The following is a 13,881-nucleotide window of genomic DNA, read 5'->3' as shown; positions in this document are numbered from 1 at the left end:
AGTCCTCATGTGTGTTCCTGCGATTTTATTTTTCTTAGTCATGTCTTACCTTCCAATGCCAGGACTTTATCTCGCATTCATTAATTATAACTATTCTGCGGGGATCTTCGGCAGTCAGTTCGTTGGGTTTGACAATTTCAAATTTCTAGTGACCTCTGGGGCACTTTGGAAATTAACGTTTAATACGATTGCTTACAATTTAGCTTTTATTGTTTTTGGAAATATATTGCAGATTGGTATTGCCATTTTACTGAACGAGCTTCGTAAAAAGTGGTTTAAAAAGCTTTCACAATCACTGATGTTCCTGCCATTTTTCATTTCCTTTGTCCTTGTTGGCCTTATTGCTTATAACATTCTCAGTTATGACTTTGGACTGCTCAATGGGATTCTCAAATCGATCGGTTGGGAGCCGCTTAAGACGTACTCGAATCCAACGATTTGGCCTTTTATCATCGTCATTACGTTTCTTTGGCAATCGACAGGGTACGGCTCAATCGTCTATTTCGCTGCGATAATGGGATTGGACTCGGAAATCGTAGAAGCCGCAGAAATTGATGGGGCAAATGCCCTGCAGCGAATTCGTTATATCGTGCTTCCTTGGCTAAAGCCGACGTTCATTATTTTGTTGCTTTTTTCATTAGGCGGTATTCTCCGAGGGAACTTTGGATTGTTCTATAACTTGGTCGGTGCCAACAATACAGCCCTTTTTGATGCGACAGATATTATTGAAACGTTCGTGTTCCGCTCTTTGATGAATAACTTTAACTTTTCTCTAGGAAGCGCTGTCAGTCTTTATCAGTCCGTGTTTGGCTTCTTTATTGTCATCACAGCCAACTGGCTGGTTAAGAAAGTTTCGCCTGAAAACACGCTGTTCTAATTCAACATGTAAGTGTTCATCAATTTAGATTGGTTAGGAGGGACATACGTGGAACAAGTCATCGCACGTCAAAGAGGAACTGATTTCTCATCGGTGGCCATTCGGCTATTCGGCTACTTCTTTATTGGTCTATTTGCAATCTTCTGTTTAGCACCTTTTCTTCTCGTCCTTGGGACGTCGTTCACAGCAGAGAAATCAATCACGTTACACGGCTATAATTTGTGGCCTAGAGAGTTTAGTACGTTTGCTTATAAAATTGTCTTCGAGAACCCTGGCGTCATCATCGGCTCTTATGGGGTCACGCTCGGCATTACGCTGATTGGAACAACCATTGGACTATTTATCGTAGCCATGACGGGTTATTCCTTGCAGCGTCCTGATTTCCCTTATCGCAATCGGATCTCCTTCTTCATTTACTTTACAACGTTGTTTCAAGGCGGGGTTGTCCCCTTTTACTTAATAATGACGCAGTGGCTGCATCTGAAGGATAACTATTTGGCTGTCCTGCTGCCCGGACTGATGAGCCCTTTTCTCATTATTATGATGAAAAGCTTCGTTAGATCCATTCCGCATGCGATTACAGAATCGGCCAAAATGGACGGGGCGGGTGATTTCAAGATTTTCACCAAGCTCATCCTGCCTATGACAACACCGGCGCTTGCTACCATTGGATTGTTTATTGCTTTGGGTTATTGGAACGAATGGTACAATGCGATGCTGTTCCTATCACCCGATTTGAAGTATAGGCCGCTTCAATTGTTCCTGTACAACGTCGTAACAAGTGCCGATTTTATCAAAAACTCATCGGTCTCCTCCAATGTACAGCCAAGGGATATGCCGCTAGAGTCGATGAAAATGGCTACCGCCGTAGTTGCAACGGGACCGGTCATTCTCTTTTATCCGATGGTGCAGAAATATTTTATCCAAGGTATTACCGTTGGTGCTGTTAAAGGCTGACGCAAAGCATATACCAAAATGATTATGGGGAGGCAAATCCGTATGTTCAAGAGAAAAAAGAAAGCGCTTAGTGTAGCTCTGGCAGCGACGCTTGCTGTAAGCTTGACGGCGTGTACCACACCTAGCAGTACAGGAACTAGCTCCACGGATAAAGGGACAGCGACTGCTGCGGCAACAGGGACAGCAGCACCATCCGGCAAAATTGACACCTCCGAGTTCCAAACGATTTCCTACGTGATGCTGGGGGATAAACCGAAAAATGGTCAATTTGAAAAGGTAATGGAAAAGGTCAACGCCATTTTGAAACAAAAAGCAAATGCAAAACTGGAAATTAAATGGGTTGAATGGGCCGATTGGCAAACCAAATATAATCTTTTGCTAGCTTCAGGAGAACCAGTTGATTTGATTACGGTTGCAACAGATTGGTTGGATACGTGGCAGAATGCCCAAAAAGGTGCTTTCCAGCCGCTGGATAAGCTGCTTCCTGTGTATGCGCCGTTAACTTGGAAGGAAGTACCGCCAGAGAACTGGGCTGAGACGAAGTACAAGAATCAGATCATGCTGATTCCTGAAGATCATTATACGCAGTGGGTTAATCACGGTTTCTTGTATCGGGGCGATTGGGCCAAAGAGTTTGGGATCACGGCGCCGATTACAGATTGGAAGCAGTTGGAGACCTATTTCCAAGGTGTGAAGGATAAGAAGCCAGGCGTTGTTCCTTGGGATGCGAATGGTACCGCCGCAGGTAATATTGGTGGCTACATCAACTCTTACACAGATGCGATTGAACTTCCGGTTAGTACAGGTCTCTTCGGTCTAATCTACGGTAAATCCTATGATGAGAAATATAAAGCCTACAGTCCTGTTCTTGATGATACCTTCGTGAATTTTGCCAAACTCATGAAGGATTGGGGCGACAAAGGCTTCTGGCGTGATGACGTGCTGAACTATAAAGGCGATAACCGTTCAGAGCTTGAGGCTGGTAAGACAAGTGTTGATCAGCATCATACGCAAACCTTCCTTGGTGAACGTATCAAAATGGATAAGCTGCAGCCAGGCTCGGATCTCCAGTTCTTCCCATTCTCGTCTACACGCAACAATCTCGTATCCATGTCAATCACACACGGCGGAACGTCCATTGGTGCGAAAAGCAAGCATCCAGAGCGCGCTCTGATGGTCTACGAGCTGATTCGTCAAGACCCGGAAGTGTATCGTTTGATGAATTACGGCTTGGAAGGCGTGCAGTACGTCGTCAAGGATGGCAAACGTTTCCGTCCAGATGGTTATGATGTACAAAGAGACGAATTCTATTCCAACTTCTGGGGTGGACGTATCGATAAGAATGAAATTCCAGATGGCAATGAGTATTCAGGAAAAGGCGCGATTTATGCATCCTATGACAAAATCAAAAAGCCATTTCCATATGGCCGATTCGTTTTCGATAAGGGACCTGTATCAAATGAGTTGACAGCCGTTACCCAAGTTGTTGGACAAATGGGACCTGCGATTCTTTATGGCAAAGCAGGAGACCCTGTCAAAGCCGTTGATGATTTCCGCGCGAAGCTGAAAACAGCTGGTTTTGATAAACTGATGGCTGAAGTTCAGAAACAATTGGATGCTTTCAAAGTCACAGTTGAAAGCAGCAAATAAGGATTAAGATATCGAAGGTCTGTCTCTGAACAGGCCTTCGATCTTTACATTTTGACGTAACGGAGAGTGTAGTCTTGGAATCTATAACCGTCTATGATATTGCCCGAGAAGCGAACGTCTCCGTCGCGACGGTTTCCCGAGTTCTCAATGATACCGCACCCGTTCGAACCTCAACAAGGCAGAAGATAATGGCGATTATCGAAAAGCATAAGTTTCAGCCCAATGCGTTGGCACGCAGTCTGGTAAATAAGAAAACGGGCATGATTGGCGTTTTATTCCCAGATAGCAGTAACATGTTTTTCCCTGAGGTGTTCGGAGGGGCAGAGAGAGCTGCGATGAAGCTGGGTTTCACACTCTTTCTATGTAATACATTTAGCAACTTCAGCAGAGAATCTGAATATTTAAATCTGCTTTGTGAAAGGCAGGTGGAAGGACTCATTTTCATGGGGGGACGAATTAATTCACGCCAATGCCCCGAGCTGCTCGTACAGGAAGTCGTGGATATCCAGAAGAGAATTCCAATTGTCTTGATTAATGGCAGTCTCCCGGGGCATCCCTGTCATCGGGTGAAAACGGACGAGTATGCGGGTACCCAGCTCATTATGCAGCACCTTATTGATCGCGGGCATCGAAGCATCGGTTTCTTAGGGGGAAGCGCTGAAACGACAACAACGATGGAAAAGCTGCAAGCCTACAAAAGTACGCTAGGAGCAAATGATCTCCCTTTTCGCAAACAAATCGTACGCTTGGGAGACTTCTCCATGGAATGCGGCCGCAAGTTGATGGATCAGTTCCTTACCCAGCCAAATTGTCCAACGGCCTTTCTTTGTATTAACGATTACGTGGCCATTGGTGCTATGAAAGCGGCTATTTCACGCGGACTGCGGATTCCCGAAGACATCGCGATTGCGGGATTCGATGACACCCAATTAGCTTCTGCGATGAATCCCGAACTGACAACCGTTTCGCAGCATAGTGAAGAGCTTGGGAGTCAAGCGATGGCATTATTATCGAGATTAATTCAGAAGGAAAAAGTGAAGAAGCTGACGGTTCTGGAGCCTAAGCTCATTGTTAGACAGAGTACATAATGAGAAAGTTTGGTATAAGCCGTGCTTGAAGCTAAAAATAAAGCTGATCCGGACAGTGGCAACTGTTCAGATCAGCTTTATATTGTTGATATAGGTCAAAACGACTAATTTAATCATTTTATCTCTCGATTTTGTCATTTAATTTCTTGTGGGAAGAAGGATTTCCCAATTTTATGTCGAAAATAATCGAATCATGTTGAATAAAGAGGGGATTTTTTATGTTTCGTTTCGTTACATGGATAAGAAAACGATTGGTCGTGCGCATCATTGCGGCCGTGATGATAGTCATTTTGGCACTATCTGCAGGCAATATTTTCATTGAAATCAGAAATGCCAAGAAAGCAGGGATGGAAGCCATATCCAGCTATGGCATTCGATTAGCAGAGAGCTATGTGCAAGGAATCGATGCAAATAGATGGGAACAATTTTTAAAAGATCCAAAGGAGAACGAGCTGTATTGGAATATCAGGCAGGAACTAGACCAATACCGTACGCAAATAGGAGCGCTATATGTGTATCTTGTTCGAATTGATGAGAAAAATCAGCCTCTCCTTATGATTGACGGACAACCAAAAGGAGAAAGTTCGGCTTCACCGATCAATGAAGTGACAGATATTCCAGAAGACGCTGTTCAGGCATTGCTCAAGGGGAGTTCGGCGAGTTCACCCCTGATCGTAAATCCGCAATACGGTAAATATGTCTCGACTTATGCACCTCTGAAAAGCGCTGATGGTAAAACCATCGGTGTTCTAGGCATCGATACGGAGGCAGGGGTCATCGAACGTATTTCTAACAGCTTGATCATGGGGAATATATCCGTGTATCTGCTTATGCTTTTCTTCACCTTACTTGGAATTGGGGCGGTTACGCTGCTAATATCCCGTTCGCTGCGTCCGTTACAACGGATTGTTGCAGGTGCGGAAAGCATAGCGAAGGGAGACCTGCTCCTTGCAAAGCAGCAATTAGCTGAAAATCCTGTTCATTCTATCGATGAAATTGGTGCCGTTTATCAGGCGATGAATAAGATGTCAGGCAACATCAATAACATTTTAAAAACGATTGTCTCTAATGTATCGCACACCTCGGATCAATTTGTAGCGACGACGGAACGTTTCAACACGGAAGCCCATCATCTGCTGGAGATGAACACAAAAGTTAACGTCTCGATACAAATGCTTGCTGAAGGAGCCAATACCCAGCAGTCAAGCACCAATGAGAGTGCACATTCGATGGAGGAGATGGCCACGGCCATCCAACGTATTTCGGAGGCTTCTTTGACGGCCTCTGACGCATCCATGAATGCGCTGGAGAGCGCGGAATCCGGACAAACGATCGTAAAGAATATGAACGGTCAATTCATTACCATAACTTCTGCAACGGAAGAAGCGCTAAATCGAGCTGCCTTACTGCGCGGCCATTCACAGGAAATTGGGGTAGCCTTATCGGCTATTTCGGATATCGCAGAACAAACGAAACTGCTTGCACTCAATGCGTCTATTGAAGCCGCGCGGGCGGGAGAACACGGTGCAGGCTTCGCTGTAGTCGCGGGTGAAGTGCGTAAGCTTGCGGACAATGCAACAAGCTCAGCTCATTTAATTGCTGGACTGCTGCAAAATATTCAGAAGGAATCTCAGCTTATGGGTGAAGCCATGGAAGCGGGTATGAGGGAGATCCGGACCGGGGCTGGTCTCACGATGAAAGCGGAGGCGTTCTTTAGCCATATCGTGGAACAGTTCCGTTATGTGTCTGAGCAAATTCATGATATCTCATCAGCAACAGAACAGATGACGGCAGGGGCTGAAGAGGTGACAGCATCTGTTATAGACATAGCGAATATTGCAAAAGCTTCATCCGACGGAACGCTGAACATTCACAAGCTGACACAGGATCAACTTAAGATTGCCCAAGAAATAGCTGACTCAGCAACGGCTTTGAGCGGATTAACGGATGAAATGCGATTATCTATTCAACGAATTAATGTGTAAATGCGCATATAGATTTGGCTAGTTTCAATGAGTAGGCGAATCCTATACAATATAACCGACAGGTATTGCCTGACGGTGGATTGTATAGGGTTTTTTCAGTTTTTGATAAGTAGGGGGCAAACCATGCAGTTTCTACAAAAATATATAACCATGCCTTGGTTTCGTAATCAACGTATTCGCTATAAAATTATCATGATTTATTTCCCTCTAATCTTCGTGCCTTTATTTGTACTAGGTTTTGTTTCGAATCAGGTGTACACGAATGCGATTGTCAAAAAGACGATTAAAAATGTTTCGGATAACTCGTCCCTCATTATTACGCGCATCACAGGCATGTTAACGAATGTAGAAAGCTGCGCCAATATGCTGACGATCAATCTCAACAAATTAATCGTGGAAGATCCGCAAGCTCAGGGGGCAGCGGAAACGAGCTTACAGATGTACACGCAGATTACGAATCAGTTGAGCTTTGCTATGCTTGTATTTCCCGATGTCCAATCGGCTGCGTATATAGATGCGAATGGCCGGGTTTTTGGCTCTAATCTCCTTATGGAACGGAACCAGAAGTTGATCGCGGGCAGTGAAATGCTGAAACAGATTGACGTCTCCAGTGGTAATAATATTTGGTTTCCTATGCAGCAACGTAATTACTTGACCCCTGATTCTCAAGATGTTGTCATGACGCTAGGTAAGCGGATTGTAAATATTTATACGGGGCAAAAGCTCGGTATGCTCGTTCTGAATATCAAAGAAAGCACCTTATCTGCGATTTATCAGAAAATCGGCTCGATCCAGGATGGCAGCTATTTTATCGTGAATGAGGGAGGCGTCGTTATTTCATCGCAGCATCCGGAGGATTTGCTGCATGACGTCGCAGATCCAACACTGAAAAACTGGATTACATCCAGCGATGATACGTCGGATCTAACCTCTTTTCAACATGAGAAAACACTTGTAGTAAGCACCGATGTTCCGAGCTTTGGGTGGAAGCTCATCTCGATGGCTCCTCTGCAATCCTTAACCGCGGATACGCGTAAAATCACTGTCCTTATTGTATGTATTGGGTTGATCTGTTTATTTTTTGCTTTACTTGGTGCGGGTATGCTGTCGCAATTGATTGCCAAACCGATCATGGGGCTAACCAAACATATGAAGAAGGTCAAAGAAGGCAGTCTGAACATTGAATTCCAGGTGAATTCCGAGGATGAGATTGGCTTATTAGCCTCGGGCTTCAATGCGATGATAAGGCGAGTTCAAGAGCTGCTGACAAACATTAATTTTGAGCAAAAGAAGAAGCGTGAATACGAGCTAGCGCTTATTCAGGCGCAAATTAAACCGCATTTTCTGTATAACACGTTAGATGTTATTTACACCTTGTCAGAAATGGGACGAGCACGGGATGTACAGCGAACAACCAAAGCGTTGGCCGATTTCTATCGCGTTGCTCTGAGTAAAGGAAGAGAGATGATAACGATCGAGGAAGAAGTCCGCAATGTGAAGGATTATTTATCCATCCAGCGTATCCGTTATTCGGATGTGTTTACCTTTGAATTTGATATCCGGGGTGAGGTGCTCGGGGGGCTTATTCCGAAATTAACCATTCAGCCGCTCGTAGAGAATGCGATCTACCATGGTCTTAAAACGAAGGGCAGCCTAGGTCTTCTAAGAGTAACAGGTGAAATTGTGGAGGGTAAAATCAAGATTATCGTCAGCGATGACGGGGTTGGCATGCTGCCGGAGCGGCTTGAGGCTCTTGTGAAGAAGCCGAAATCTCCAGAGCAAGCTGTCGGCTATGGGTTAAGGAACGTGAATGACCGTATACAGCTTTATTTTGGCGATGCTTATGGCCTACAAATTGAAAGTCAACTGGGGCAGGGCACAGAAGTTACATTATGGCTCCCTTTTCAAAGTGAGGAAGGTTAAAATATGCAGAAAATACTAATTGTTGATGATGAATCCATTTTCCGAGAATATTTGCGAACGGCATTAGATTGGGAAGCTTATGGATTTGAAATATGCGCAGAAGCCAAAAATGGGGTCGAGGCGTTAGAGCAAGTTGACGTGCATCGTCCTGATATTGCCCTTGTGGATATTACCATGCCGTTTATGGATGGACTCACGCTGACGGAGCAATTGAAGGAGCGATATCCAGCTACAAGCGTGGTGCTGATTACGGGCCATAACGAATTTGATTATGCTCGAAAGGCGCTTAAGCTTGGGGTTGAAGATTACATTCTTAAGCCGTTTTCGAAGGATGAATTGGTGCTGACACTGCTTAAGCTTCAGAAGGAGCATCAGAGGGCTCAAGAAGAGAAGTCCACACTGAAGGAAAATCAGCAGTTGATGAAGGAGAGCTTTCTTAATCATTTGTTAAGCGGTGATTATAACCATTCCGATGAGGAGACCCGTTTAAGACTTCAACAGTTCGGGGAATCCTTCGACTCATTATGCTTTGTTGTGGCTTGTATTGAGATTGATAACATGGATCTCAAGTGGAACAAAGTGAGTGAACGTTTACTTTGGAAATATGCGGTGACGAACATTCTGAACGAGGCGCTCGAGGAAACGGAGAATCACTTGATTTTCAATGGGCCTGAGGGGCGCATTATTTGCTTGGTGGAGCACCAAGGGGATGGTAAGATGGAAACTCCTGCGTTAGGCGGTTACGAGAAATTATGTTTCCTGATCAAGAAATATTTGAAATTTACGATCACAGTCGGTGTAGGTCGGAGTCAATCCGGCTATCAAGGGATCCGTTCTTCTTATTTGGAGGCGCTTGAAGCCTTGCAAAATAAGTTTGTATTGGGGAATGATCGTGTTATCGCATACGGATCAGGAGCTTTGGAGTCAGGGACTCAAGCCTTCTATCCCACGGAAGTGAATGAAGAGCTGCTCGTACAATTACGCATGCAAAATGGGGATAAGGTAGATGCTAAGTTGGAAGAAATTTTCCAAACAATTCGTGATCAGCGGCTATCCTTAGACTATACCTATGTCATTAGCATGGGACTTGTTTCTGTTTGTTTGTCTTATGTTACAGAAACTGGACATCCGATTGAAGATTGCTTCGGAGAAGCCTTTTTTCCCTATAGTGAAATCAAACGGTTGGAATCCATTGACGCCACATCTGTATGGATCAAGGAATTGTTTAATCAAGCTATTCTTTATACGGGGAAGCACCGAAAGACCCGATCGTCGAAAATTGCTCAATCCGCCAAAGAATATATCGAGCTTCATTACGGAGATCCCGAGCTGCAATTGGATCAGATTGCCCAGCAGGTGTTCATCAATCCCAGCTATCTCCGGGCTGTTTTCAAGAAAGAAATCGGCATGACGGTGACTGATTATGTCACGCATGTTCGAATGCATAAAGCGAAGGATTTACTCGGTAAAGGGAACATACGTCTTGCCGATATTGCCGATAAAATCGGCTTTAACGATCCTAGCTACTTCAGTAAAAGCTTTAAGAAATTTTTTGGATATTCCCCTAGTGAGTATGAGAATAACCGCTTATAACGAAATTTCCTAAATGTGCGGATTTTACAAGAACCCCTCGATTATTCCATTATCATAAGGGGTTTTTCCTTTTATACTCATGTTGTAAAGAAGAGAAAGCACATGATGCCTGGGAGGTCCAACGAATGAAAAAAATGGGAGTTACTCTTGTAAGCTTGCTCGCGGCTACTAGCCTTGCAGCTTGCGGAACTACAAACACAACAAGAGATGCGGGTGCAACTAGCGCGCCAACGGCTGCGGCAACAGCAGCACCCGTGAAGACGGATGCAAAGCCAGTCAAACTTAGAATTTATGCTCAGTACGCAGATGAAGATACGAAAACACCTTATGATTATGCCGTTGCGGAATTGAAAAAGGAAATGCCGAATGTTGAGCTAGAGCTCGATATTCAAGCGCAAGATGATGGCCAGAAGCTGAAGACTTATGCAGCTACAGGCAATCTGCCTGACATTTTCGGAGCAGGATTAGACATTATCGATACGTTTAAGAAATCCAATAATATTCTAGTTTTGGATGAGTACGTAACTAAATTTGGCTTCAAAGACAAAATGCAGCCGAGCGCATTGAATACACTTGCAACCGATGACGGCCACACTTACGCATTCCCTTATGCGGGTAATGAAGTTGCACTGCTTTACTACAACAAAGATTTGTTCCAACAAAATGGTGTGAAAGTGCCGACTACCTATGATGAATTGATGACGGCTGTCAAAGCGTTCAACGGAAAAGGCATTACGCCACTTTCCATTTTCGCTAAAGAAAAATGGCCCTGCGTAGCCCTTTATGACATGTTCGTTTCACGCGCTGAACCAGCTGGTGTAACGAAGCTTGATAAAGGCCTTGCCAAAGCAGATGATGCTGCTTACAAAACAGCTGCAGAGAAAATCATCGAGCTGGTTAAAGCAGGCATGCTGCCAAAAGGCGCAACGAACTTAAATTACGATCAAGCAGCAGCGCTCTTCCATGAAGGTAAAGCAGCGATGTTCATTAACGGTCAGTGGGAAATCGAAGCGGCTACAAAAGCGCTTGGTGACAAAGCAGGCTACATGTACATTCCAGCTGCTGATGCAGCAGCTTATGAAAAAGGTAAAACAGCATTCAGCGGCAGCGGTGGTCCTGGTGGATATGCCGTATCAGCCAACACCAAGGATAAAGAACTTGCAGCAAAAGTGGCATCCTTCATTTCCTTGAAATATGCGGAGTACAAGTTCACAAACCGCAGCAATCCAATCGTAGCTACCAAAGTAGATAAGCCGATTGTGAAACAGTTCCCTCCTATGATGGAACAACTATCCAAAGATATTCCGAAAATCACAAGCACAACAGCGTTCTCATGGGGATTGTCTAATCCTAAGTTCAAAGCAGCGCTTGAAGATGCCACACAAAACCTGTTGACAGGTAACTATACAGCGGATCAATTCGCGAAAGATTTGAATAAAGCGGCAGTAACAGCGAAATAACCGAAGTTTCTATGGAAAAGGAGACTCACACTGGACCGCTATGCGCCGGTGTGAGTTTTCTACTAAAAAAGGGAAGTGATGACATGCGCAAATTCATGGGAAATAAGGCGGCTATTATGCTTTTCACACTGCCGGCACTCCTTTTGTATACAGTGATTGTGTTTTATCCGATTTTGCAAACTTTCTATCGCAGTACATTCGAATGGGATGGATTAAGCGAAGGCACTTTTATTTTTCTAGATAACTATATTCGATTGTTTCAAGATAGTATTTTCTACACATCGCTATATAACGGTTTCGTTTTTGCCGGTATTTTGGCTGTCGTTCAAATCGGCATCGGCAGCGTGCTTGCTTTTGCCGTCGCAGAAGGGTTCAGAGGAAGCAAGTTTCTAAGAATTAGCTACTTCATTCCTGTGGTTCTTTCCATTACGGTGGTGTGTCAGCTGTGGCTGGCGATGTATAACAGCGAGTATGGCTTGATTAATAAAATATTTGAAGCGCTCGGCTTCTCGTATCGTCAGGATTGGCTAACGAACAACAAAACAGCGATTTTCGCCATTGCGTTCGTGAATGCTTGGCAGTATATGGGTTACCAGTTCGCATTGCTGCTGGCGGCTGTCAAGTCTGTTCCAGAGCAGTACCTAGAGGCTGCACGTATTGATGGCGCCTCCAAATTCAAAGCGCACATGGCAATAACGATACCCATGCTGGCTGAAACATATAAGTTTTGTTTGGTCCTAGCGATTACAGGCGGATTGAATGCTTTCGCTAATATGTTCATTATGACCGGCGGGGGCCCAGGGAATTCCACGTACACATTGACCTATTTGATGTACCGCTCTGCGTTTCGTGTGGGTGAATTCGGTTATGGAAGCGCCGCGGCTGCTTTCCTGGTCATCGAATGCTTGATTGTGACTTTGGCCATTAACCGACTGATCGCAAGAGAACGGATTACATTTTAAGGGGGATGACAGATGAACGGAATACTCAAATTGCGTAAAAAGAATCCGCTCCTGGGCATCTTATTGTGGGTATATGCGGGGTTGTCAGTGTATCCACTGCTGTGGATGGTCTTTTATTCGCTTAAAAATAACAATGAAATCTTCGTAACGAATCCATTCGGCTTTCCGACTCATCTACGATTCGAGAACTATGTAGATGCTTGGTCAAGGTTCAATGTACCCGTCTACTTCAGTAACAGCTTGTTGGTAGCTGCAGCTACCGTTGTGGGTACGATTGTACTCTCGGTTACGTTTTCCTATGCCGTTGCCAGAATGCAATGGCGCTGGAAGGAAGCCGCTCGTATTTATGTCGTGATTGGGATGTTCATTCCCGTGCAAGTGATCATGATTCCGCTGGCGATTCTCGTACGTGAGTTCCATCTGGCGAACACGTATTGGGCGCTGATCGTTCCTTATATTGCCTTCAATATTTCATTCTCCAGTATGGTTTTCTATGGTTTTTTCCGCAGTATTCCGGTTGAGTTGGAAGAATCAGCTTGTATGGATGGTGCCAGCATTTACCGGACCTTCTATACAATCATATTGCCGATTATTAAACCAGCGATTGCAACGATGGTGATCTTCGTCTTCTTGTCGGCGTGGAATGAATTTACGATGGCATTAATTCTGATTACCAAAGAATCCTTGAAAACCTTGCCGCTCGGACTGCTCTTCTTCCAAGGTCAGTTCACCACCAATTGGGGAGCAATGGGCGCGGCGATGACGATCGCGAGCTTGCCGACCGTACTTGTGTATGTACTCTTTAGTGAGCAAGTGGAGAAGGCGCTAACCGTAGGATCTGCTGTGAAAGGATAAGACGGCTGCGTATTTGCAGAGTTGTTGGATTATTTTGTAAAAGGTTAAAATGGAAAAGACCTCCCATTTCATGAAAATGGGAGGTCTTTTTTCGGTTAGAAACGGCTTAATTGCTAATGAAATACGGAATCGCAAGCTCTTCATGGGATCCTTCAGCTTAAAGGCGATTAGTTTCTCACATTTATCCAAGTGGTAAGTGAGTGAATTTCAATGTGGCGGTAAGTAGGAATACCAACTTTGGGAACTATGATTTTGCCAACCAGAAGGAGTCGGTTTTGACCAACGTCATGAGGCTGCGTTACGACAAGCGCCTGGGATTCGAGCGCGTTGGGAAGAAATGGGTGGCTTCGTTTTTTGCAAATTGTACTGTGTACAACAATTTTCTTGATTTTTATCGTAAAAATGGAATTTGTTGCATTCCGGAGTCAATTTCATAATTTAGAACCCTTGCTACCGCAAGGGTTTTAAGCACGCAAAAAAGGAGTACCTCCCCAAATTCTCGAAGTTTAAGGTTACCACACCAAATAAACA

The 13,881-nt window shown here is 44.5% G+C and carries 10 protein-coding genes; all 10 read left to right on the top strand.

Annotation, left to right across the window (positions count from 1 at the left end; all coding sequences use genetic code 11):
* Positions 1-7: 7 nt before the first annotated feature.
* The 10 genes from AC58U0_RS32845 to AC58U0_RS32800 all read left to right on the top strand — a co-directional run bounded on the left by AC58U0_RS32845 (position 8) and on the right by AC58U0_RS32800 (position 13,350).
* Positions 8-877 carry an ABC transporter permease gene (locus tag AC58U0_RS32845; protein ID WP_414858671.1) on the top strand — a complete coding sequence of 290 codons (870 nt, stop codon included), beginning with the start codon at positions 8-10 and terminating at the stop codon, positions 875-877.
* Between the two features lie 48 nt (positions 878-925).
* Entirely contained in the window at positions 926-1,834 is a 909-nt protein-coding gene (locus AC58U0_RS32840) for a carbohydrate ABC transporter permease (protein WP_057305326.1), read from the top strand.
* A gap of 42 nt (positions 1,835-1,876) precedes the next feature.
* Positions 1,877-3,484 (top strand): DUF3502 domain-containing protein, encoded by a 1,608-nt coding sequence (locus AC58U0_RS32835; protein ID WP_497382975.1) that lies wholly within the window; start codon positions 1,877-1,879, stop codon positions 3,482-3,484.
* A 74-nt stretch (positions 3,485-3,558) separates the two neighbouring features.
* Positions 3,559-4,572 carry a LacI family DNA-binding transcriptional regulator gene (locus AC58U0_RS32830; RefSeq protein WP_497382974.1) on the top strand — a complete coding sequence of 338 codons (1,014 nt, stop codon included), beginning with the start codon at positions 3,559-3,561 and terminating at the stop codon, positions 4,570-4,572.
* A 218-nt stretch (positions 4,573-4,790) separates the two neighbouring features.
* A complete protein-coding gene (locus AC58U0_RS32825; RefSeq protein WP_497382973.1) occupies positions 4,791-6,557 on the top strand; it encodes a methyl-accepting chemotaxis protein in 1,767 nt (588 codons plus the stop codon).
* 123 nt (positions 6,558-6,680) lie between these two features.
* Complete coding sequence (locus tag AC58U0_RS32820) at positions 6,681-8,480, top strand: sensor histidine kinase (protein ID WP_497382972.1); 1,800 nt, start codon at positions 6,681-6,683, stop codon at positions 8,478-8,480.
* Between the two features lie 3 nt (positions 8,481-8,483).
* Positions 8,484-10,073 (top strand): response regulator, encoded by a 1,590-nt coding sequence (locus AC58U0_RS32815; protein ID WP_497382971.1) that lies wholly within the window; start codon positions 8,484-8,486, stop codon positions 10,071-10,073.
* Between the two features lie 125 nt (positions 10,074-10,198).
* Positions 10,199-11,533 carry an ABC transporter substrate-binding protein gene (locus tag AC58U0_RS32810; RefSeq protein WP_497382970.1) on the top strand — a complete coding sequence of 445 codons (1,335 nt, stop codon included), beginning with the start codon at positions 10,199-10,201 and terminating at the stop codon, positions 11,531-11,533.
* A gap of 83 nt (positions 11,534-11,616) precedes the next feature.
* Complete coding sequence (locus AC58U0_RS32805; RefSeq protein ID WP_497382968.1) at positions 11,617-12,495, top strand: carbohydrate ABC transporter permease; 879 nt, start codon at positions 11,617-11,619, stop codon at positions 12,493-12,495.
* A gap of 12 nt (positions 12,496-12,507) precedes the next feature.
* Complete coding sequence (locus AC58U0_RS32800; RefSeq protein ID WP_057305317.1) at positions 12,508-13,350, top strand: carbohydrate ABC transporter permease; 843 nt, start codon at positions 12,508-12,510, stop codon at positions 13,348-13,350.
* Positions 13,351-13,881: the final 531 nt, after the last annotated feature.

It is taken from the genome of Paenibacillus sp. J31P190 (genome assembly GCF_059692075.1).
This window is presented reverse-complemented; position numbering and strand designations above follow the sequence as displayed.

Excerpts from the sequence above, each read along its gene's own strand:
- AC58U0_RS32835 (WP_497382975.1), top strand. The coding sequence starts at position 1,877 with ATGTTCAAGAGAAAAAAGAAAGCGCTTAGTGTAGCTCTGGCAGCGACG.
- AC58U0_RS32800 (WP_057305317.1), top strand. The coding sequence starts at position 12,508 with ATGAACGGAATACTCAAATTGCGTAAAAAGAATCCGCTCCTGGGCATC.
- AC58U0_RS32825 (WP_497382973.1), top strand. The coding sequence starts at position 4,791 with ATGTTTCGTTTCGTTACATGGATAAGAAAACGATTGGTCGTGCGCATC.
- AC58U0_RS32805 (WP_497382968.1), top strand. The coding sequence starts at position 11,617 with ATGCGCAAATTCATGGGAAATAAGGCGGCTATTATGCTTTTCACACTG.
- AC58U0_RS32815 (WP_497382971.1), top strand. The coding sequence starts at position 8,484 with ATGCAGAAAATACTAATTGTTGATGATGAATCCATTTTCCGAGAATAT.
- AC58U0_RS32820 (WP_497382972.1), top strand. The coding sequence starts at position 6,681 with ATGCAGTTTCTACAAAAATATATAACCATGCCTTGGTTTCGTAATCAA.
- AC58U0_RS32810 (WP_497382970.1), top strand. The coding sequence starts at position 10,199 with ATGAAAAAAATGGGAGTTACTCTTGTAAGCTTGCTCGCGGCTACTAGC.
- AC58U0_RS32845 (WP_414858671.1), top strand. The coding sequence starts at position 8 with ATGTGTGTTCCTGCGATTTTATTTTTCTTAGTCATGTCTTACCTTCCA.